This window comes from Pseudomonas sp. 2995-1 (assembly GCF_002742505.1).
GTDB lineage: Bacteria > Pseudomonadota > Gammaproteobacteria > Pseudomonadales > Pseudomonadaceae > Aquipseudomonas > Aquipseudomonas sivasensis.
In genome coordinates this window covers 233,904-254,080 of the sequence record NZ_LJSA01000319.1, presented here as the reverse complement: position 1 = coordinate 254,080, position 20,177 = coordinate 233,904, and the positions used below count along the sequence as shown (strand labels likewise).

At 48.4% G+C, this 20,177-nt stretch carries 19 protein-coding genes; all 19 read right to left on the bottom strand.

The features are described from left to right. Positions 1-14: 14 nt before the first annotated feature. Positions 15-659, bottom strand: a complete 645-nt coding sequence (locus AOA61_RS07315) for a GntR family transcriptional regulator (protein WP_099601447.1) — start codon at positions 657-659, stop codon at positions 15-17. 601 nt (positions 660-1,260) lie between these two features. Continuing rightward, complete coding sequence (locus tag AOA61_RS07305; protein ID WP_032888945.1) at positions 1,261-1,593, bottom strand: helix-hairpin-helix domain-containing protein; 333 nt, start codon at positions 1,591-1,593, stop codon at positions 1,261-1,263. Between the two features lie 111 nt (positions 1,594-1,704). Then, complete coding sequence (locus tag AOA61_RS07300; protein ID WP_032888943.1) at positions 1,705-3,699, bottom strand: nucleoside-diphosphate sugar epimerase/dehydratase; 1,995 nt, start codon at positions 3,697-3,699, stop codon at positions 1,705-1,707. Between the two features lie 91 nt (positions 3,700-3,790). Continuing rightward, entirely contained in the window at positions 3,791-4,816 is a 1,026-nt protein-coding gene (locus AOA61_RS07295) for a glycosyltransferase family 4 protein (RefSeq protein WP_099601445.1), read from the bottom strand. Further along, a complete protein-coding gene (locus AOA61_RS07290) occupies positions 4,813-5,778 on the bottom strand; it encodes an SDR family oxidoreductase (RefSeq protein WP_099601444.1) in 966 nt (321 codons plus the stop codon). The genes AOA61_RS07295 and AOA61_RS07290 overlap by 4 nt, the downstream gene beginning before the upstream one ends. After that, positions 5,778-6,545: a glycosyltransferase family 2 protein gene (locus AOA61_RS07285; RefSeq protein ID WP_099601505.1), complete on the bottom strand. Its 768-nt coding sequence runs from the start codon at positions 6,543-6,545 to the stop codon at positions 5,778-5,780. Before AOA61_RS07285 ends, AOA61_RS07290 begins: the two co-directional genes overlap by 1 nt. A 4-nt stretch (positions 6,546-6,549) precedes the next feature. Next, positions 6,550-7,965: a mannose-1-phosphate guanylyltransferase/mannose-6-phosphate isomerase gene (locus AOA61_RS07280; RefSeq protein WP_099601443.1), complete on the bottom strand. Its 1,416-nt coding sequence runs from the start codon at positions 7,963-7,965 to the stop codon at positions 6,550-6,552. A 157-nt stretch (positions 7,966-8,122) separates the two neighbouring features. Further along, the gene (locus AOA61_RS07275) at positions 8,123-9,100 is read right to left on the bottom strand and encodes a GDP-L-fucose synthase (RefSeq protein ID WP_099601442.1); all 978 of its coding nucleotides are present in this window, start codon (positions 9,098-9,100) and stop codon (positions 8,123-8,125) included. 1 nt (position 9,101) lies between these two features. Beyond that, positions 9,102-10,226: a GDP-mannose 4,6-dehydratase gene (gene gmd, locus AOA61_RS07270; RefSeq protein ID WP_032888934.1), complete on the bottom strand. Its 1,125-nt coding sequence runs from the start codon at positions 10,224-10,226 to the stop codon at positions 9,102-9,104. 30 nt (positions 10,227-10,256) lie between these two features. Further along, positions 10,257-11,216, bottom strand: a complete 960-nt coding sequence (locus tag AOA61_RS07265) for a GDP-mannose 4,6-dehydratase (RefSeq protein ID WP_095184200.1) — start codon at positions 11,214-11,216, stop codon at positions 10,257-10,259. A gap of 4 nt (positions 11,217-11,220) precedes the next feature. Then, entirely contained in the window at positions 11,221-12,324 is a 1,104-nt protein-coding gene (locus AOA61_RS07260) for a glycosyltransferase family 1 protein (protein ID WP_099601441.1), read from the bottom strand. Between the two features lie 114 nt (positions 12,325-12,438). After that, positions 12,439-13,938: an oligosaccharide flippase family protein gene (locus AOA61_RS07255; protein WP_099601440.1), complete on the bottom strand. Its 1,500-nt coding sequence runs from the start codon at positions 13,936-13,938 to the stop codon at positions 12,439-12,441. Between the two features lie 427 nt (positions 13,939-14,365). Beyond that, positions 14,366-15,337 (bottom strand): NAD(P)-dependent oxidoreductase, encoded by a 972-nt coding sequence (locus AOA61_RS07250; RefSeq protein ID WP_099601439.1) that lies wholly within the window; start codon positions 15,335-15,337, stop codon positions 14,366-14,368. Next, positions 15,330-16,385 carry a glycosyltransferase family 4 protein gene (locus AOA61_RS07245; RefSeq protein WP_099601438.1) on the bottom strand — a complete coding sequence of 352 codons (1,056 nt, stop codon included), beginning with the start codon at positions 16,383-16,385 and terminating at the stop codon, positions 15,330-15,332. The genes AOA61_RS07250 and AOA61_RS07245 overlap by 8 nt, the downstream gene beginning before the upstream one ends. Beyond that, positions 16,382-17,191: a glycosyltransferase family 2 protein gene (locus AOA61_RS07240; RefSeq protein WP_099601437.1), complete on the bottom strand. Its 810-nt coding sequence runs from the start codon at positions 17,189-17,191 to the stop codon at positions 16,382-16,384. The genes AOA61_RS07245 and AOA61_RS07240 overlap by 4 nt, the downstream gene beginning before the upstream one ends. A 15-nt stretch (positions 17,192-17,206) precedes the next feature. After that, entirely contained in the window at positions 17,207-18,262 is a 1,056-nt protein-coding gene (locus AOA61_RS07235) for a hypothetical protein (RefSeq protein WP_143521196.1), read from the bottom strand. An 819-nt stretch (positions 18,263-19,081) separates the two neighbouring features. Then, complete coding sequence (locus AOA61_RS07230) at positions 19,082-19,327, bottom strand: lipopolysaccharide assembly protein LapA domain-containing protein (RefSeq protein ID WP_099601435.1); 246 nt, start codon at positions 19,325-19,327, stop codon at positions 19,082-19,084. Between the two features lie 32 nt (positions 19,328-19,359). After that, positions 19,360-19,656: an integration host factor subunit beta gene (gene ihfB / locus AOA61_RS07225; protein ID WP_032888918.1), complete on the bottom strand. Its 297-nt coding sequence runs from the start codon at positions 19,654-19,656 to the stop codon at positions 19,360-19,362. A gap of 132 nt (positions 19,657-19,788) precedes the next feature. Next, positions 19,789-20,073, bottom strand: a complete 285-nt coding sequence (locus tag AOA61_RS07220; protein ID WP_099601434.1) for a hypothetical protein — start codon at positions 20,071-20,073, stop codon at positions 19,789-19,791. Positions 20,074-20,177 lie beyond the last annotated feature (104 nt).

Below are 20,177 nucleotides of genomic sequence, written 5' to 3'. Positions count from 1 at the left end.
GTGCACATCCTCGATCAGGGGTGGGTAAACAACGCCAACGACAGGCGTTCGGAATCTTCCAGGTACAGGCTCATCGCCTCCCCTGCCGCGGGTTTATTCGCCTGGACCAATAACGCGTAAATCTCGCGGTCACGCTCAAGCCAAGGTGACTGAAAACGCTGCTCATCGGGCGCCGCACAAAACACGAGGCGTAGCTGGGCGATGACCCGGGCGAAAAACTCATCGAACAAGGGGCTGCGCATCAACCCGACGATGTGCTGATGGAACAACAAACTGTGGGTGGCCACGGCACGCCAATCTTCGCGCTCACGGGCCAGGGTAGTGGCGTCGATGGCGTTTTGCATGCGTTCAGATTGATCGTCCGTCAACGCTTTGCTTTGTGCGATGGCCTGCAATTCCAGTGTGCGGCGGACAACAAACAGATCACGAACTTCCTCCCGCTCCAATCGCCGGACCATCACACCCTTGTTGCGCACATAACGGGTCAAGCCCTCCTGCCCCAAACGGTGGAGGGCTTCGCGAATCGTATTGCGCGACGCACTGTAGGCCGTGACCAGATCCGCCTCGACCAGGGCCATACCCGGCAACAACCGACCGCTGATGATGTCGGCACGCAGCTCCAAAGCAATCTGGTCTGCTAAAGACATATTGGGTGTCATCATCGCCTCATGATTGTTGAACAATCTTCTGTCTGGAGGTAATCACGTTTCATGCCAACCTCCAGAACGGGCCATATGGGTGTAAAAAGTTAAGGTTGGTTAAAATGCCAGCCTGTGGCTTGAGCCGCCTTATACGTTGTTTACATCGTCACAAAACCCAAACTCACCCATGCATCATCAAGGAAGCGCCCGGCCTTCACAGATCAGCTGCGGACCTGAACGCCCATCGCGACAACCTGTTCAGTCAGCAAAGACCGCTGGATGCATTTGTCGACAACTATCTGTCGGAACGGCACATGTCCTCCCCGGACCACGGCTTCCCGCTGCCAACAATGTTTTCCGAGATAGATCTGAGCGACCAGCCCAGTGCGATACCGAACCCTCTCGACGTAAGACTTGAGCAAATTGAAACGGCGCTGGGAGATGGGCGTTGCGGCGCAGAGGGGCTGGGGAGGATGTCGACACTGGTAGGCGCATAAGTCCTTGCCAGGAGAGTCTAAGACCCACAATTGGTGAGGTGGAACATAGACGTGGTGCGGGGGAACGTGAAGCGCGGAACTAACAGAAGAAAGAGGCCGATCAATGACCGGCCCCTTGGAGCTTAGTTGATCACCAGCCTGTCGCGGTTCTTCTCCAACAGCGCCTTGCCGATACCCTTCACTTCCAGCAACTCATCCACCGCCGTGAATGGGCCATTGCTTTCGCGGTAGGCGATGATTGCCTTGGCTTTGGCAGCGCCAATACCGAACAGATCCCGACGCAGGGTCTCGGCGTCTGCGGCGTTAAGGTTGACCTTGGCGGATTGCTCGGCCTTGGCCATCTGAGCGCTGATAGGGGTTGGGGCTTCAGGCTTGATGGAAGGGGCTGCGGTGCTGGCGACGGAGAGAGTTGTAAGAACGGCGAAAATCAGCGAAGAGATGTAGGTGTTCTGCATTGGTGACGCTCCATGACATCGTTGAAAGAAAAGCAGCTTTTCCGAAGCTGCTTTTCAAACGTAGGTGATGTTGGAAATTCGTCAAAAACGGTTGAGTAACAGAGTATTAAATCAAGGCTCGAGACGGCGTTGCTGGTAAATCCAATCGACGATCTCTCCGTCTGGGGAGTAGCCGCTGACGGTGTCGCGCAGGAGTTGACGGACGCGGGCGTAGTCGTCTTGATCCACGGCAGCCAATAAGTCCGAGAGCTTGCCTTTAAGCACTTCCCAAGACAGATGATCTTCGTTGGCGCTCATGATCATGGGGTGTTGAGTGGCGACCACGTTGTCGCCGATGAGTAACTCTTCGTAAAGCTTTTCGCCGGGGCGCAGGCCGGTGAACTCGATCGAGATGTCACCTTGAGGGTTCTCGTCAGAACGCACACTGAGCCCGGATAGATGCACCATCTTTTTTGCGAGCTCGACAATTTTCACCGGCTCGCCCATGTCCAACACGAATACATCCCCACCCTGCCCCATGGACCCAGCTTGAATGACCAGTTGGGCCGCCTCCGGGATCGTCATGAAATACCGCGTGATTTTCGGATGGGTAACCGTCAGGGGACCACCGGATTTGATCTGTTTGTGAAACAACGGAATGACTGAGCCCGAGGAGCCCAGCACGTTGCCGAAGCGAACCATAGTGAAGCGGGTTTTGTTGACGCGGGAGATATTCGCCTTATCACCGAACAATACCGGGGCGAGTTCTCGACTCAGGGCTTGCAGCGTCAATTCCGCCAGCCGTTTGGTGCTCCCCATGATGTTAGTTGGACGTACGGCCTTGTCAGTCGAAATCAATACAAAGTTGGCCACGCCAGACTGAAGTGCAGCTTGCGCCGTATTGAGCGTGCCGATGACATTGTTCAACACACCTTCAGCGATATTGTGCTCTACCATCGGCACATGCTTGTAAGCAGCTGCATGATAGACAGTGTCTACATGCCAGGTTTTCATAACATCGAGCAACTTGCCTTGGTTACGTACTGACCCGAGTATCGGCAAAAGTTTTACCGGCAAAGATTCGCGAGTAATACGTTGTTCCAACTCAGACAAAATGGTGTACAGGTTAAATTCGCTATGGTCGAACAATAATAACGTCGTAGGTTTGAGGGATATAATCTGCCGGCAGAGTTCTGAACCAATTGACCCACCTGCCCCCGTAACCAGTACAACCTGACTTTTAATACAGTGTTCAAGAAGTTCGCCTTGGGCTGGGATTGCATCACGTCCTAGCAAGTCTGCAATATCGACCTCCTGGATATCGTCGACCTTGACGCGTCCGCTGGCCAGATCCATGAAGCCGGGAACACTGCGAACGTGCAGAGGGAAACCTTCAAGAAAGGACAGGATTTCACGCCGCCGACCACGATTGGACGAGGGGATGGCCAAGAGAATTTCCTGAACACCTGTCGCGTCGATCATTTGTTGAATATGCCGGGGTTTATAAACATGCAAACCCGAGATAACACGATCAGAAATCCCGGGATCGTCGTCGATAAACGCCACAGGACGCATAACACGCCCCATGCGCAATGCGGCGACCAATTGGTTACCGGCAGACCCAGCACCGTAGATAGCGACTTTGATCAAGCCGTCATCACGATTTGTAAACGGCACATGCTGGGTGGCGGTGAACCAATCCCCAAGGAAATATTGACGCATCCCCAGGCGCAGGCCGCCAATCATGATCAGGCTTAGCCACCAATAATTGAAAACAATCGAACGCGGGACGACGTTCTGATGGTTGCTATACCAGTAAACCACCAGCGCCAGGATCAACGATGACAGGCTGACTGCTTTGATGATCGCGATCAGCGCATCATTACCGAAATAACGCATAACCGCCCGGTACATACCGAATCGCACAAACAAGGGAATGGCAACGATAGGTGCAGCAATGAACAGCCATAAATGCTGTCTAACCGGATTGATCATCTCGTCGATGCCCAGGCGCACGACAAAAGCCATCCACAACGCGGCCCACACCACAACGATGTCAGTCAGCACCTGTAGAACGCGCTTATAACGCCTTGGTAGGCCAAGTAGCAGCGTGCGCAGCCGATCCATCCTTACTCTCCAAAGTTACATCTGCCTGAAAAAAGGCAGGGGTGGCCTCACTATCAGACTACCTTAATTCGCATCTGCGCCTTAATGACAATCAGGGCGTATTGGCTGGCTCTAAAGAACCCGCATTAAACTTTATTGCCAACCAGACCAACGGTACATAACCAACAACCAAGCCTAGAACCCCATCTAAATCAAGCAACACTACAGCCAGGGCCACCGGAAGGAGCCAGAAAATATTAATACACGCAACAGCCAGCGTGACCGGCCGATGCCTGCCGATCTGCCGGGAAGCAAACTGATAGGCGTGACTGCGATGCGCTTCGTAAACCTTGTCCCCACGCAACAGCCGACGTATCAACGTAAAGGTAGCATCGACAATAAACACACCCAGCATTATCAGCCATGCCCAGAACAACTGAGGCGATATAAGACACGCCTGTAAAGAAAACGCCCCCAGTATGATGCCGATAAAACCACTCCCTGCATCGCCCATGAAGATTCGCGCAGGAGGGAAGTTCCAATACAAAAAACCTGCTACCGCCATGCTGAACACCAGCGGCGTCCAGACCAGTTGTGCATGCCCCGCCACGCCATAAACGACACACATTCCCAGGCAAGCACACAACGCCTCGATGCTTGCAATACCATCGATACCGTCCATGAAGTTGTAGAGATTTAGTAACCACACCAAATAAAGCACAGCCAGGAAGTTGCCTAGCCAACCCAGGTCAATCAAATGCCCGAAGATCTTTAGCGGCGCCAGGCCTTGAAGGAAAAACAATACCCATACCGCTGCAAGGAAATGGCCAAGCAATCGCCAGCGCGCTGCGATATGCCCGTGGTCATCCATGAACCCCAGAACGGCAACGCCCAGGCCAGCCCCCAACATGCCCCACGCCCATGACCAGGGAATAAGGTCCGCAAAAGCGAGCACAGGCATAGCAGCGAGAAAGCTGATCACAATCGCGACGCCACCGCCTCTGGGCGTGGGTACTGAATGTGAGCTACGGGCGTTCGGAGTATCGATCAAGCTTGCTGACAATGCATAACGGCGCAGCTGCCACGTCAACAGAAGGGAAATGCCCGCCAGGACAGGGAGCAACCAGAGAAAATTCATCGTTTATTCGTATCCAGATAATGTCGAGCTGCACCATTCAGAGCTTGATCAACGCTGACACGAGGTGCCCACCCCAACAGCGAGCGGGTCTTGCGAATATCGACCTGCAGCGTTCCGCACAGGCGCTGAGAGAGCCCAGACATGCGGAATAGCTTAGCGACGAACGTCAAAAAGCGCGAAGGAATGGGAATCAAGCGGGCGGGTGCGTGTAATGCATGTGCCAACCTGCGCAATAGTTCAGTCGTAGAAAGGTCTTCACCGTCACTGACGAGAAAGACTTGATTGCTGGCAGCAGGGTGATCCAGGCAAGTAACAATCAGATCCGATACGTTTTCAAGCGCGACAAGGCTGCGTTTGTTATGTATGGCGCCCAAAGGCAACGGGATTCCCTTGGACAGAAAACGCATCATGTTCAAAAAGTTTGCTTTTACTCCGGGGCCATAGATAAGCACTGGCCGGATGATGACGATATCCATCTCGATGGCCTCAGCGAGTTGTAGAAGCCCCTTTTCGGCTTCCCATTTAGACAGGCCATACGCGTCAGCCGGGTTCGGCTCATCATCGGCGCAGAACGGTGTGCCAGCCGGCGACACTTCACCGTTGACCTTGATCGAACTGATAAAGACAAAACGGCGAACGCCGGCGGCGGCGGCCTCCCTTGCCAGGTGCAAGGTAGCTTTAACATTGATGTCACGAAAAGCTTGTAGCGGATCAGCAGAATCGTCGGTCGTTATGTGCACACGAGCAGCGCAGTGGACAACAACATCCACACCCGCCAATGCCTGCCCCCACGCGGTCGTCGAATCAATATCGCCCATGACATGGGCCGAAACGTCGCTATCTAACCTTGTCGCGGCGGTACGCACGGAGGCAGACAGGCGATACTTCTTATCTGATTGCAAACGGCGGATCAGATCTTTACCCAAAAAACCGGTAGCTCCGGTAATAAAGATATGGTCCATCAGTTCTTTGTCCCCGAGCGCTTTAGGTATTCCAGCAATTTGAATGGAATTTTACTCAGCACCATAAGCAAGTTGGTATATATCCCATTACGCTTGCACGCCAGAACAATTTCCCGATTTAGTTTCAGACTACTTTTTATACCGGAGGTACTGACGCCGCCCGAGCGCATGCGAACCAGGACCTTATCAATATGCGAAAATCTGAGTTTTTTAATCAGGAGCAGGCGAACAAACATCTCGTAATCTGCGGAGATGGCGTACAACATGGAATAAGCGCCAACGTCGGTGTAAGCCTCTTTGCGTACAAATGTACCTGGATGGGGAGGCATCCACCCAAATCGCAGTTTCCACGAGCGAAAATGTGAAGCGCTATAGACACGCGTGACCCGCTGCAAGTCCTCAGGATTTACAAAAACAACATCACCAAAGACAAGCGCACTTTCTGGATTCAGACGAAACGCGGCTGCAACGCTCTCTAACGATGTAGGACTTTCATAGAAATCGTCGGAGTTGAGAATGCCGATAACATCACCCGTGGCCAACGCGATACCTTTGTTCATAGCGTCGTATATGCCGCGATCCGGCTCACTCACGATGGTTGCGATAGACGCAGCATATTCACCAACAATACCCATCGTATTGTCCTTTGAACCACCATCTATAACTATATATTCGACATTCAAATACGTCTGAGCCAATACGGACTCAATAGTATCCCTGATCGTTTTTTCGCTGTTGTAGGAGACCGTGATAATCGAAATTTTCAACACATCAACCCTTTACACGGCCGTAAACATCTTCAAACCGGACAATATCATCCTCTCCCAAGTAAGATCCCGACTGAACCTCAATCAGTTCTAGCGGAATGATTCCAGGGTTCTCCAGTGCATGAATCTGTCCAATAGGGATAAATGTAGATTGGTTCTCGGTAACGAGATACGTCTTATCACCATTAGTCACGCGGGCAGTACCGCTGACAACCACCCAGTGCTCCGCGCGGTGATGGTGCATCTGCACTGAGAGCTTCTCGCCTGGTTTTACGGTAATTCTTTTAACCTGATAGCGCTCGCCACTATCAATAGAGTCGTAAAAACCCCAAGGGCGATAGACCTCGCGATGGTCGGTATGCTCGTGGCGTTTGCCCGCCTTGAGTTGATCAACGATCTTCTTAACTTCCTGAACTTGATCTTTGTGTGCAACGAGGACTGCGTCCTTGGTCTCCACGATAATCAGGTCGTTTACACCAACAGTGGTGACCAAACGATGTGTGGCATGAACGTAGCTGCCGGAGGTTTTCTCAGACAACACGTCACCTTTGAACAGATTACCGTCTGCATTTTTCTCGCCTGCCTCCCAAAGAGCAGACCAAGACCCGATATCACTCCAGCCGGCATCTAAAGGAACCATGACGGCGTCTGAAGTCTTCTCCATCACTGCGTAGTCAATGGAGACATCAGGGCTGGTCGCGAAAATGGCACTGTCGACCCGAGTAAAATGCATATCTTGTTGCCCACCCGCCAAGGCTTCCCGACATACCGACACAATTTCCGGTTGAAATTTTTCCAACTCCTGAATATAGCGACTGGCTCTAAACATGAACATGCCGCTATTCCAGAAGTAATCGCCCTGAGCGAGGTAGGACTGAGCTGTAACCAAGTCAGGTTTTTCAACGAAACGACTGACCTTGAACCCTCCCGATCCAACAGGCGCACCCAGCTGAAGATATCCATACCCCGTCTCAGGGGACGTAGGCGTAATGGCGAAGGTGACCAACTTGCCAGACTCCGCCAGCGCAAGCGCCGTAGCGATGCTTCTCTGGAACGCCTCGACATCTTGAATCAAGTGATCAGCCGCCAAGACGAGCATGATTGGATCATCCTGCTCAGCGAGTGCCTGCAGGGCTGCCAGTGTAATAGCTGGGGCAGTGTTGCGGCCTACCGGTTCAAGGATGATGTTCGCGTCGTCCAGACCCAACTGCCGAAGTTGTTCGGCAGCCAGAAAGCGATGATGTTCGTTGCAAATCAATCGCGGCGCCCCATGCTCAAGCCCATCAAGGCGCTTGATAGTGGCCTGGAGCATCGTCATATCGGCATCCACCAAGGGGAGAAACTGCTTGGGGTTCAACTGACGGGAGAGTGGCCATAGCCGGGTACCTGAGCCACCCGCCATGATTACTGGAAGAAACATTCAAACATCCTTAAGGCCGAGATCGACGCCGCAACATAAGCGCGCTCACTAATAGCCACTAAAAGTGGACCAGGTCAACGCCTGAAACCTAAACTTTACGGTGCCGGCGCCATTTGAAAAAATGCGCAAGCCGACGAGCCACCCCAAGCAACAAAGGCTAGCGCGAGCGAGCGTGCAAGGCGTTCTCGGAGAACCAGGCGTATGCGTCGCGAAGCCCCTCTTCGAGGCTGATGCTCGCACGCCACCCCAATCGCTCAAGACGCGAAACATCCATCAGTTTCCTTGGCGGCCCGTCTGGCTTTGTGCTGTCAAAGCTTAGGCGCCCCTTGAACCCAGTAACCTTCGCGATGGTTTGAGCCAGTTCGCGAATGGTGCAGTCTTCGCCCGTACCTACGTTGATATGAGAAAGCATCGGTTGGGTATAGGCGCCATACTGGTTCTGATCCAACTCCATGACGTGGACCGACGCACTGGCCATATCATCCACATGCAGGAATTCACGCATCGGCGAACCACTACCCCATATAACAACCTCTTCAACGCCTTCTTCGACTGCATCGTGAAAGCGACGCAACAGTGCGGGTATTACATGGGAGTTCTGCGGGTGGAAGTTGTCATTAGGACCGTACAAGTTAGTAGGCATAGCACTGCGATAATCGCGTCCATATTGGCGATTATAACTCTCACATAGCTTGATTCCGGCAATCTTCGCAATGGCATAAGGCTCATTGGTAGGCTCAAGCGTTCCCGTCAAGAGCGCCTCTTCAGGCATCGGTTGCTTGACGTTAATGGGATAAATACACGACGAACCGAGGAATAGCATTTTTTGCACGTCGTGCTGATGCGCAGCATGGATGACGTTTGCCTGCATCATAAGGTTTTCGTAGATAAACTCAGCCGGGTAGGTGTTGTTCGCATGAATGCCACCCACCTTGGCAGCGGCCATATAGACTTGCTTTATCTTGGTCTCAGCAAAAAAATTCATTACCGCAAGCTGATCCAACAGATTCAATTGAGCCCTGTCGCGGGTCACAATATTGGTGTAACCCAACGCTCGCAGGCGTCGAACAATGGCCGAACCTACCATCCCTTTGTGGCCAGCAACAAAAACACATTCGCTCAATTGACGTGACATATTAATTCTCCAACGACACCGGCAAATCGTAACCATGATTCTTCAGCAGCGCGTGACGCTGGGCGACTTTCAAGTCTTCGCGAACCATTTCAGCACACATCTCCTGGGCGGTAATTTCTGGCACCCAACCCAGCTTTGTTTTCGCTTTGGTAGGGTCGCCAAGCAGCGTTTCAACTTCAGCGGGGCGGAAATAGCGCGGGTCGACACTAACCAGTACATCTCCGACTTTCAGCGCAGGTGCCTTGTCGCCAACAATAGATTCCACGATGCCACGCTCATCTACGCCAGTGCCCTCAAAACGCAAGGTCAGTCCCAGTTCAGCGGCAGACCAGCGAATGAACTCACGCACCGAGTACTGAACGCCGGTTGCGATAACAAAATCTTCGGGAACATCTTGTTGCAGCATCATCCATTGCATACGAACATAGTCTTTCGCGTGACCCCAATCGCGAAGCGCATCCATGTTGCCCATGTAGAGACACTGCTCAAGTCCCTGAGCAATATTTGCCAAGCCACGAGTGATTTTACGGGTCACGAAAGTCTCACCACGTCGTGGCGACTCGTGATTGAAAAGAATCCCGTTACATGCGTGCATGCCATAGGCTTCGCGGTAATTAACCACGATCCAGTAGGCATAAAGTTTGGCAACGGCGTACGGCGACCGCGGATAAAAAGGGGTGGTTTCCTTTTGTGGGGTCTCTTGTACCAAGCCATAGAGTTCAGAGGTTGAGGCTTGGTAGAAACGGGTTTTTTTCTCAAGCCCAAGCAAACGAATGGCCTCAAGAATTCGCAGCGTACCCATCGCATCGACATCAGCAGTGTATTCCGGCGACTCAAAGCTCACAGCCACATGTGACTGTGCCCCCAGATTGTAAACCTCGTCGGGCTGAACTTCCTGAATAATACGGGTCAGGTTCGACGAGTCAGTAAGGTCCCCGTAATGCAAGATAAAACGCTGATTATCAACATGCGGATCCTGATAGATATGATCAACACGCTGCGTATTGAAGGACGATGCGCGTCGTTTGATGCCGTGAACTTCATAGCCTTTTTCCAGCAAAAGCTCAGCCAAGTACGAGCCATCTTGGCCAGTGATCCCAGTAATTAACGCTTTTTTCAGGGTCATATCTACGTCCTAAAATTCTTAGATTTACTATTAAATCGCATTTAACATGCTGGTAATGACATCAGGCATCGTCGACTGGGCTTTCCACCCCAAGACCTGCTCGGCCTTAGCGGGGCAAGCTCGACTGACCAATAGATCAGTAGGCCTGAAAAATTCAGTGGATTGATCGACATAAGCCTTCCAATCGAGGCCCAACTGTGTAAACGCCTCAGCAACGAAGGTTTCAAGCGTATGGGTTTGACCCGTGGCTATCACAAAATCGCTCGGCTCATCACACTGCAGCATCCTCCACATCGCATCGACATACTCTGAGGCGGCCCCCCAATCTCGAGCGATATCCAGGCGTCCAAGAGTTAATCGCTCATCAGAGCCAGCAGCAATTCGTTTCGCTGTCGTTACAATTTTTTGTGTTACAAATCTAGAGGGGCGCAATGGAGATTCGTGATTAAACAAGATCCCTGTACAGGCGAAGAGATTATAAGCTTCACGATAGTTATCGACCAACCAGAACGCCGAAGACTTAGCCACTGCATAAGGGCTACGAGGGTGGAACGCCATCCCCTCAGCGGCGGGCTCACCGTTGGTATCCCCAAAACACTCACTTGATCCTGCTTGATAAAAGCGAATCGGACGCTCTGTCATCCGGCAGGCCTCAAGCATATTGAGCGTACCCAAGGTAATACTCTGGATCGTTTCGGCGGGCTGCTCAAAAGACAAACCAACCGACGACTGCCCCGCCAGATAGTAGACTTCATCAGGCTGACTGCGCTTAAGAGCCATGAAAACGCTTCGAAAGTCTTCAGGCACCATCGACAGCAGTTTCACCCGAGGAAAGATATCCAGTCGCTTGAGGTTGACGAATGAAGATCCCTGCGCATCCCGAGAAGTACCCCAGACGGTATAGCCCTTGCTAAGCAACAGCCTCGCGAGATAAGCACCATCCTGGCCGCTCACACCGCAAATCAGGGCGGTTTTTTCTGAGTATTCCAAAGTATTACCTTTGTAATGAATTATAGATCGATAGTGTTTCCTGGCCACACCGCTGCCATGAGAAATGGTTTAAGCGCTCAAGACCGAGCCCCACTAACCTCGCAACTTCGCTGTCAGAGTAAACCACTCTCTCTATCGCCACAGCCATTTCGTCATTATTACCGGGGTCAAAAAAAGCCCCCGCATTGCCGATGATCTCAGGCATGGAACTGGTGCTGCTGCTGACAACAGGACAAGAGTGCGCCATTGCCTCTAAAGGTGGAAGACCGAAGCCCTCATAAACAGAAGGATAAACAAAGGCCTTTGCACCCTCATAGAGCTGCCCCAGCAACGCATCATCACCGCCGATCTGCCGCACCTGACCCGCACTAAAACCAAGACTTTGCATCAACGCCTGTTCGTCTTGAGAAAACTCTCCGCCGCCAAAAGCGACAATATCAAAATCGGACTTTAATCGCTTGGAGCGTGCTACGGCACGGAGCAATCCGGCGAAATTTTTGTAAGCGTAGCGTGCGCCGACATAAAGCAAATAGGGCCTGGATAAATTACGATATTTTTTTCCGGTAACTTTTTTAAATTGCTCAAAGCCTAAATGAACGACTGACAACTTACTCTCGGGGACTGCAAACAACCGCATAAGGTCCTGACGTGTGCTTTCCGAAATGCAAATAACGTGGTCAGCACGCTCGACAGCCTGCTGCTTGAGCGCGGTCGTTTTATCTTGAGATGAAAAGCTTTCGGGATACAATTCATGGATCATATCGTAAACCGTTAGTACGACCGGGCACTTCTCCGAGATAAAACTTGGGCGGCGACTGTAATATGTCTCATGCACTATCTGAGGCTGCCAACGACTCATTTCCGACCGCCCTTTAAGGCGGTTGTAAGCGAGTATCAGCCGAGCCGTATGAGGCGGGTACTTTTCCATCCAGCGGCCACGAACAATTCCCTCGGGTAACTCCTTCAGATAGGCATTGCGATGAAGAGGTGAGAAAATACCCACATCATTACCCGCGCTAACCATCTGCTCGGCGATACGAGCAAAATAACGAGAGATCCCCCCATAATTTTGCAATGAGAATATTTGGTGATCGAACGCAACTCGCATATGTCTGTTCCCGAAAGAAAACAAAGCCCAATCTGTTTAAAATCGAGCTTGCATTGCATTAAATTTCGAACGACTACTTATCAAAGTAAGCCTATCATTTATGTAAAATCTATATCACACCGCATTTCGCCACGTTATCTTTCGAATATCAACACTAAAAACAAACAAACGAAGTGCCACTGCAACATAAGTTATCCCTAGCGACAACAACATCACAACGGGATTATCGATAGCGAGTAGATCAAAAACGCTTTTAAAAAAATAGAGTAGCGAAACCGAAATAACAAACGGAATAAAAATGGCGTCTATGTACCAGGTCTTCGCAGGTTTAATATTTAACTTCTTAAAGACAATCGGAGGACAGAAGGTAAAAAAACCGATATTCAATAATAGCCAAGACCAAGCACTGCCCGCCAACCCATAAGAGGCAGCCAAATAATACGTTAATGGAACCACAAGAACGGCAGCTATAAAGTTTTGCCAGACGCTGAAACGCGTCCATCCGTGAGCTAATTGCAATGCATAAGGCATATTCATGAATGAATGAATCATGGTGCCGAGAACCAGTATCATCAAGGGCCCACTCGCCGCAGCGGCGATATGTTGATCCTGCGTCCATAACGAAAGCACCTGATGACTGTAAAATGCAATCCATACAGAAAACGGTATTACCAACATCGACAGTATTTGACTCGCCCTAATATAATAGCCAAATGCCTCTACGGCACTACCAGAAGCAACAGATGCCACTATCTTCGGGTAATAAGCATTGAAAACTGGAGATATAAGCCTGAAAGCGATCGTACCCAGCGTCCAAGCTAGCATGTAATAACCAAAATCTGTTAATGACAACGTCTTTGACAAAACTATCTTATCCGCTTGCATAAGTAGAAACGCAAGTGCATTCGTCGCCCCTACTCCCACTGCAAAACCTCGAAGGCGGCGAAGCGTATCAAGAGAGAAAGAAATAGAATCCGTCCAGCCTGCCAACTCGCGAATGAGTTGAATACGCAAAATAAAAACAGTCAAAAGATTTATTACGCACTGCCAAATAAAAAACCATTCAACCGTTGGAGAAACCAGCCACAAGACCAACACCGTTCCACCCGAACGGAAAGTCGCAAAGATGGAAGTTGCAATATTTAATTCAACCTGCTTCTGAAGACCTGTAAGAGCACCATAGTAAAATGCTATAGGAAACTGAAGAACAAGCGCCCCACCCATTACTCTTAACGATTGAGTCACAGAATCCAGCTTATCAGGACTTATATCCAACCAATAATTGGAAATCAGCGGCGCTAACAATATCACCACCGCACCAGCAGTGAGTGCAATACCCCAAAAAACCCACTCAACACTTCTCAACAATAGAATAACTTTTTTCTTTTCCAGCGACGAAGCCGACTCATAAACAGAGGCCTCTTTAGTTGCCACAGCACCAAATCCGCCATCAAGCATCGACATAGCAGAAGATAGAATGACGAAAAAGCCTATTAACCCGTAACCCTCAATACCAATAAACTTAAGATACAAGGGTACGAAACAGATACCCATAAGAGCAGCCCAACCCTGCCCCAAAAAATTTGCCGCTACATTTTTAAGAACGCTATTCATGCGGCATAACCCTTTAACACATAAATCTTACTTCAAAAAAACTCATCCTAGAAACCATTCGATTATATTTACTGATAAATAATGGCTCTAGAAATACAAGTATATAGTCAACGCTGGCTCTGAAAGCCTCTACCCATGAACGCTTACAAGAAGCTACTAGGTCCGAAAGCGGGATTCAAGACCGCCACGAACACATCTTCAGCAACACCAATAACTTTAGCATGATCTTGACACACTGAAAAGTCTTGAGAAATTACAGATTTGAAATTCAAGGGCTCTCCGGCGCAAGCACAGTAAAGTTTCGTTATTCGACGATCAAACCAGCCCATACTCAGGCGCTGGATAAAGACGCTATAAACATTCAGAAAACCAAAAACATGAACGAATCTTAGAACGTAACCCAGCGCAATATCGGCCAGCTAAGTTATTAATTGGCCGAGGAATTCTTTAGCCATGACAGCGTCTTTTTAATACCTTCCTGCTTATCCACAACAGGATAAGAATTTGACTTCTCGGCTGGAGAACAATCGACGACATTATCAGTTGTCATATTCTTCAGACGAAAACTAGTAAACGGAAATCTCAATCCTACTGAGTTACAAACGTCACCAATCAACGCCAAGAAATAGAAAAAAAACATCGGTGCTTTAACTGGACGTCTAACGCCTGCAAGCGATGCGATACTCAAACTCCATTCATCTACATTCAAAGGCTTTGCATCACCTATGTAATAATATTCGACCGCATTATTTGGCTGCTGAGAAATTGAAATCATCTGATTTACGCAATTCTCGACATACCCATACGTCTTTGTACTTGATTTTTTTCCAATTCTAATATATCGACCAGCAAGCACTATGTCGAAGAAGTTACGGTACGGCTCTCCGAACCAAGGCCCCCAAATAGATGTAGGCCTTACAATAGAACATCTAGGGATGCGATCGATCCATTTCTTGACAATGCACTCCCCTTGGACCTTACTCTTCCCATAAACTGTAGTTGGAGAAACATCTTCTATTGACGATGGTATGTGACCTGCTTTACAAACCAACATACTGGAAGCGAAGACTGCATGCTTAACGTAGTCCACCGAAGACAGTACCGAGCACAAGTTCTCGACACCTACAATGTTTTCGGGATAATCGTCCAAACTTTTGCCCCGGAGATCTGTACGTGCTGCGAGGTGAAAGACATAATCCGGCTTAAACGAATCAAAAGCCTCTCTGACACTATCCACATCGCAAATATCGCAGCAGAGATGAACATCAAGATTATCTAGATTTCTGGGCTGAGCCACATCCAAACTTATAACCTTATACCCTAATATCTTTAACCGACACACCAAGTTAGTCCCTATAAAACCGGACCCACCTGTAACTAGAACTTTGACATTAGCCACGCATTAGCTCCTCATAAACTTCAAGATAGTTCGATGCCATTGTAAAAGAACTATATTTTTCACAAGCAACACTCAGAACAACCGAGCCTTTTGACTCTTCGGCCAAACTTTGCACAACCGCAGCATTAAGACCGACAATATCGTCTAGTTCAAAAAAAGATACCGCATCCTCATCAAAAAGCTCGCGAAAGATTGGAATATCAGAGCACACTATTTTCTTTGAGTGGAGAGCCGCTTCAATCAGAGCAAGCCCAAAGCCTTCAGAACGAGAAGGCATCGCAAATATATCAAAAAAAACATTGCACTGATGTGCATAGGGGATTGATGAAATAAAAACACAGCGACTATCGACGCCTAGAGAAACACTAAGATCCTGTAAGATATTTTTCTCTGGACCGTCACCAATAACCACAAGCCCCAGCCTAGTATTAAGAGCCAACAATCTCACTAACTGATCGACACCTTTTGTTGCGGTGAGCACACAGTACGTACCTAATAAAAAATCAACCTTGTTTTTCAGCTTATTTATTTCAGCGGCACACCAATCTTCGATCAATTCATAATTAACAACGATATCTCTACCATTGTAGACCCGAGATAGTTTTTTGTTATATGAAAACCTAGAGTAGTACTGCATAGAATGATCACTTAACACGACAAGGCGGTCATGCCTCGTCCAGCAAACATTCCAAACGAAACTAAACACAACGGAAACAAATTTATTGTAATGAAAATAAAGCTCCTTCTCTACGTAATTATGCAGCGTACTCACGTAGCGAACACTCGAAAAGAATGATTTATTTTTAAATACAAATGCATCAGCCCTCAAGAGATGGGAATGAACTATGTCATAACCCGAAAAATCAAATTTTTTATAAAAACTCACTCGCTCGAATCTTACGCCTTCCAAAAAACCTATATCGACACGCTCATCAAAATAAAGAACGGTGACATCGTGCCCACGACGAAGCATCTGCTCGCACAATTGCAAGGCTACTAGAATAGGGGCCTTATTGACGATTGCAGGAACCACATAGCAGATTTTCATTTCTTCACAATCCCACCATAAATGGACAGCAGTTTCATTACTCCACGATCACCCAAAACACAGCTCATCAAAAAAATAACCAACCGTTTTATGAAAATTCCGTCAACTAGATACAACGGAGTTAATGCCAACTCTTTTCGAAGCCTAAAATTTTCACGAATGATCGACATCATCAAGCTTGGCTTATTACTGAGCCCTCCCACTCGGTGGGACACGATAGAGAAAGGATAGAACCCTGCATCGCTACCGACGAGAGCGCGTAAAATAAAATGATAGTCACCTATTACCTTATAATTCTCATTAAACCCGCCGATTTTCTCAAACAAGGATACATGATGAAAACAACCAGGATGACGAATGGTCATCCTCTTGGATAAATCATTTTTTGCCTCACTCCAAGGAACTCCAACCTCATCAATCAAGCCGCCAGATTGATCGACGAGTATATTTCTACCGTAAACCAACCTCAAATCCTGCCGATCCGCGGTGTCAAGATATTCAAGCACGGAGGATAACGCGGACGGAGAGCTGAAATAGTCATCACTGCCCATAAACACTATCCATTCAGCACTCACCTGCTTCAATGCTTTATTCCAGGCGCAATATACTCCAGAGTCTTTTTCGCTGGAGAATCGGACGAAGTTATATTCACTTAAAATCGCCAGCGTATCGTCAGTGCTACCGCCATCCTGAACATACAAATCCACATCTTTAAAATCTTGCGCCTGAATGCTATCTAAACATTCGCGCAGCGTACGCCCACTATTAAACGTAGCAATAACAATCCCGATTTTAGCCTTAGCCATTACTAGCCGCCTCAATTAATGTGTGTCGATTGCGCCTGAAGCCTTACCTCGTAACGCAACGGCTTGACAGTACGCCCGATCATAAAAACCATTTATTATAATAAAAAATACAAAATGGTATTTATAAAAATACATAACATTTCCAAACGAGCCGACTACGACAAACGCTATTAAAAAAGCCCTCGCCACCGAATCTTTGTTTCTCAGATAGCTGTAAAGAATCAACGCCAGAAAAAAAATAACGCCTAGGACCCCAGTCTCTAGCGCGGCACTTAATAAAAAATTATGCGCAGGATAATTTATCCCAGAGGAAGCGAATATTACTTGGCGCTCTGTACCAATCCCATATCCATGTGGATTACTAATAAATGCTTGCAATGCCGTGCTATACAGGGCTTCTCGTGTCGAATCAAATTTAGCAAGATTTAAGCCATAGCCCGCTATTAAGCCACCAACTGCCAAACACACAAAAAACAAATACGACATCTTTAATTTCGAAAAACAAAAAAAGACGAGAGCTATTAAAATGGCAAGCGGGTCTCCCTTGGACAAAAGCATTATCGAAGGCAACAGCATAAAAGCAGAGAGTAAAACATATACTTTATTTCTAGTCACCTGGAATTTTAACAAGTTAAGATAGATCGACAACAGCAAAATCGTACCGACGGTATTTATATGCACACTTAAAAAAGTGGTTTTTCCATTAAAAAAGTCTTTGTAGTACTGCTGATTATCCAACAGCAGATCAAAAGAATAGTCGAGTATAAAAATGAGATAGAAGACTATACATAAAGCGAAGACTGGCCCCCAACTGGCAATACCGTCAAGCATCTTCACTCTTTCGCCGTCAGACATCATTGACACAACAACAATGATTAATACGATCTGAAGCAGGCGAAAATAAACCTGATAATTAATAACAAGACCGCTATCCAATATAGCCAGAGCACCATAAGCTAAGTATAGAAATATAAGACCACAATATACCAGCGGTCTAAACGCTATGCCTCGAGTACAAAATAAAATAACAAAAATGAATACAAGCAAAATCTCATCAAACTTATAGTTCACACTACCAACGCTTAAAATCTTCAACGGGAAGACAATTAAGACACCGAGTATATAACATAAGTATTTCACACAGACCTGCCGTGGATCGGTAAGTACGTAATTGTATGAATTTCGCTCATCGTTGAGTGAGTCAATAGCACTCCAGTGTAGTACTCAGCTATTACTTTCATAATCCATTCGCAGACAGCAGTGGCCCACCTACTCATAAAATCTGAATTAACTAGCCTTGTTCCTATCATATAGTTCTCAACTTACTGACTCTGGCAGGCTTTTCATGATATTGAGCACACCAGGTCATAGCACTGGGTCTTGAAGATTCGATGCTGAGCGCTCGTCATTGCCATGCCCTGCCACTCAGCCCCACTCACTGACGCAACAGCGAGAGAACAGGCGCCCGTGAGTGACCTCAAGGAGCAGGGCTTCAATTTTGACAACCTGCCAGTTCAGCCAGCAGCAGTGATTCATTCGTTACCAGAGAAATGCCAACCCGATAAAATTGAAAACTGTGCAGATCAATAACTGGACTCAGCTCCGATTACTCTGAGAAGGCCAATTATTATAGTGCAAAACCTTTTATTCAACACAGAGCAACTACATTCGCAAAAGTTCTGAACTTACTGTAAGAATTATCTGAGCAGCTATAGCGAAAATTACGGCAGTGCACCGTACGCAAATGGGAACAGGGAGAGGCTAGAGCGCGTAAAATTTGAGGATGACGGGCCCATTCAAACCAATTAACAACCAGCTACTTCCAGATGGCTTAAGCTCAGGATCAGCTAAGATGCCAGCCACATACCGAAGGACACTCCGCGTCCCCCCTCATAAGTGCTTGGCCGTACCAAGGTCACGCTGCGCAACGCTCCGCTTAAACAATCCTAAGAATGGGCCGATTAACATGCCGATAATCAAAGCAAATACAACAAACACGGCTACTGGAGCCTCACCGGTCGACCAACCAAAGAATGAGAGCACAACAGCCTGCTGATTTTCCAAAACAAACCCAACGACTGCAAAGGTAATGACCATTAAGACCACACCTAAAAGAATCCGTAATATTCTAGCCATAGCGTTCGCCTCCATAACAATAGATAGCCGAGTCAGACGCCGTCTTCCTCGTCTTCATTCACCCTATCCCTCAACTCCTTGCCCGGCTTGAAGTGAGGCACGAATTTCCCATCAAGGCTGACTGACTGGCCCGTCTTTGGATTACGACCTACACGAGGCGCACGATAGTGCAGCGAAAAGCTCCCGAACCCACGAATCTCAATACGATCCCCAGTGGCCAGGCACTGGGACATTTGCTCAAGCATGGTCTTGATAGCCAACTCAACATCTTTGGATGAGAGCAGCCCTTGGTGGGTGACAATTCGTTCGATCAACTCCGACTTCGTCATATTTTTCCCTTCTTTTTCAAGCAGCTAGGAAAAGCGCTTCGAAGGTTTTAGCATGACTTGATGAATTTGAACAGCCCATGTTTCAACTTATCTCCTGGCTGAATAAACATAAGTATCGAACAAGTAACGCGTCTAATTGCAGATCACAAGCATCGTGCGGGTGACAGCTCCAGCCGGGTTCCAGCCGAAAAAATAGTCACCCTCTTCATCCTTGGCGTCGCTTGACCGGGTGATAACCTTGTAGCCCTGCATCTTGCATTCACGAGCGGCGCGCTGTTCGCACTTATCCCAATGATTACCAAGGCCAGAGCAATCGACCTCGATGCCGCTGACACCGCGCCTGGCGTGAGTTTTAGCGCTAGTGACAGAGCAGCCGACAAGCATTACCAATGCGAGCATCACGACAAGCTTGTTCATTGAGATCCTTATTCCGGGCGAGCTTTTTTCAAGGCTATAGTGACTCTGACACTGAGCCGCGCGCCTTGGTTCTCGTTTGTTAAATCAACAAATTCCAGGCACAA

Bases quoted from the DNA above. Each gene is read 5' to 3' on its own strand.
- AOA61_RS07315 (WP_099601447.1), bottom strand. From the start codon at position 659: ATGACACCCAATATGTCTTTAGCAGACCAGATTGCTTTGGAGCTGCGT.
- AOA61_RS07305 (WP_032888945.1), bottom strand. From the start codon at position 1,593: ATGCAGAACACCTACATCTCTTCGCTGATTTTCGCCGTTCTTACAACT.
- AOA61_RS07300 (WP_032888943.1), bottom strand. From the start codon at position 3,699: ATGGATCGGCTGCGCACGCTGCTACTTGGCCTACCAAGGCGTTATAAG.
- AOA61_RS07295 (WP_099601445.1), bottom strand. From the start codon at position 4,816: ATGAATTTTCTCTGGTTGCTCCCTGTCCTGGCGGGCATTTCCCTTCTG.
- AOA61_RS07290 (WP_099601444.1), bottom strand. From the start codon at position 5,778: ATGGACCATATCTTTATTACCGGAGCTACCGGTTTTTTGGGTAAAGAT.
- AOA61_RS07280 (WP_099601443.1), bottom strand. From the start codon at position 7,965: ATGTTTCTTCCAGTAATCATGGCGGGTGGCTCAGGTACCCGGCTATGG.
- AOA61_RS07275 (WP_099601442.1), bottom strand. From the start codon at position 9,100: ATGTCACGTCAATTGAGCGAATGTGTTTTTGTTGCTGGCCACAAAGGG.
- gmd (WP_032888934.1), bottom strand. From the start codon at position 10,226: ATGACCCTGAAAAAAGCGTTAATTACTGGGATCACTGGCCAAGATGGC.
- AOA61_RS07260 (WP_099601441.1), bottom strand. From the start codon at position 12,324: ATGCGAGTTGCGTTCGATCACCAAATATTCTCATTGCAAAATTATGGG.
- AOA61_RS07255 (WP_099601440.1), bottom strand. From the start codon at position 13,938: ATGAATAGCGTTCTTAAAAATGTAGCGGCAAATTTTTTGGGGCAGGGT.
- AOA61_RS07245 (WP_099601438.1), bottom strand. From the start codon at position 16,385: ATGAAAATCTGCTATGTGGTTCCTGCAATCGTCAATAAGGCCCCTATT.
- AOA61_RS07240 (WP_099601437.1), bottom strand. From the start codon at position 17,191: ATGGCTAAGGCTAAAATCGGGATTGTTATTGCTACGTTTAATAGTGGG.
- AOA61_RS07230 (WP_099601435.1), bottom strand. From the start codon at position 19,327: ATGGCTAGAATATTACGGATTCTTTTAGGTGTGGTCTTAATGGTCATT.
- ihfB (WP_032888918.1), bottom strand. From the start codon at position 19,656: ATGACGAAGTCGGAGTTGATCGAACGAATTGTCACCCACCAAGGGCTG.
- AOA61_RS07220 (WP_099601434.1), bottom strand. From the start codon at position 20,073: ATGAACAAGCTTGTCGTGATGCTCGCATTGGTAATGCTTGTCGGCTGC.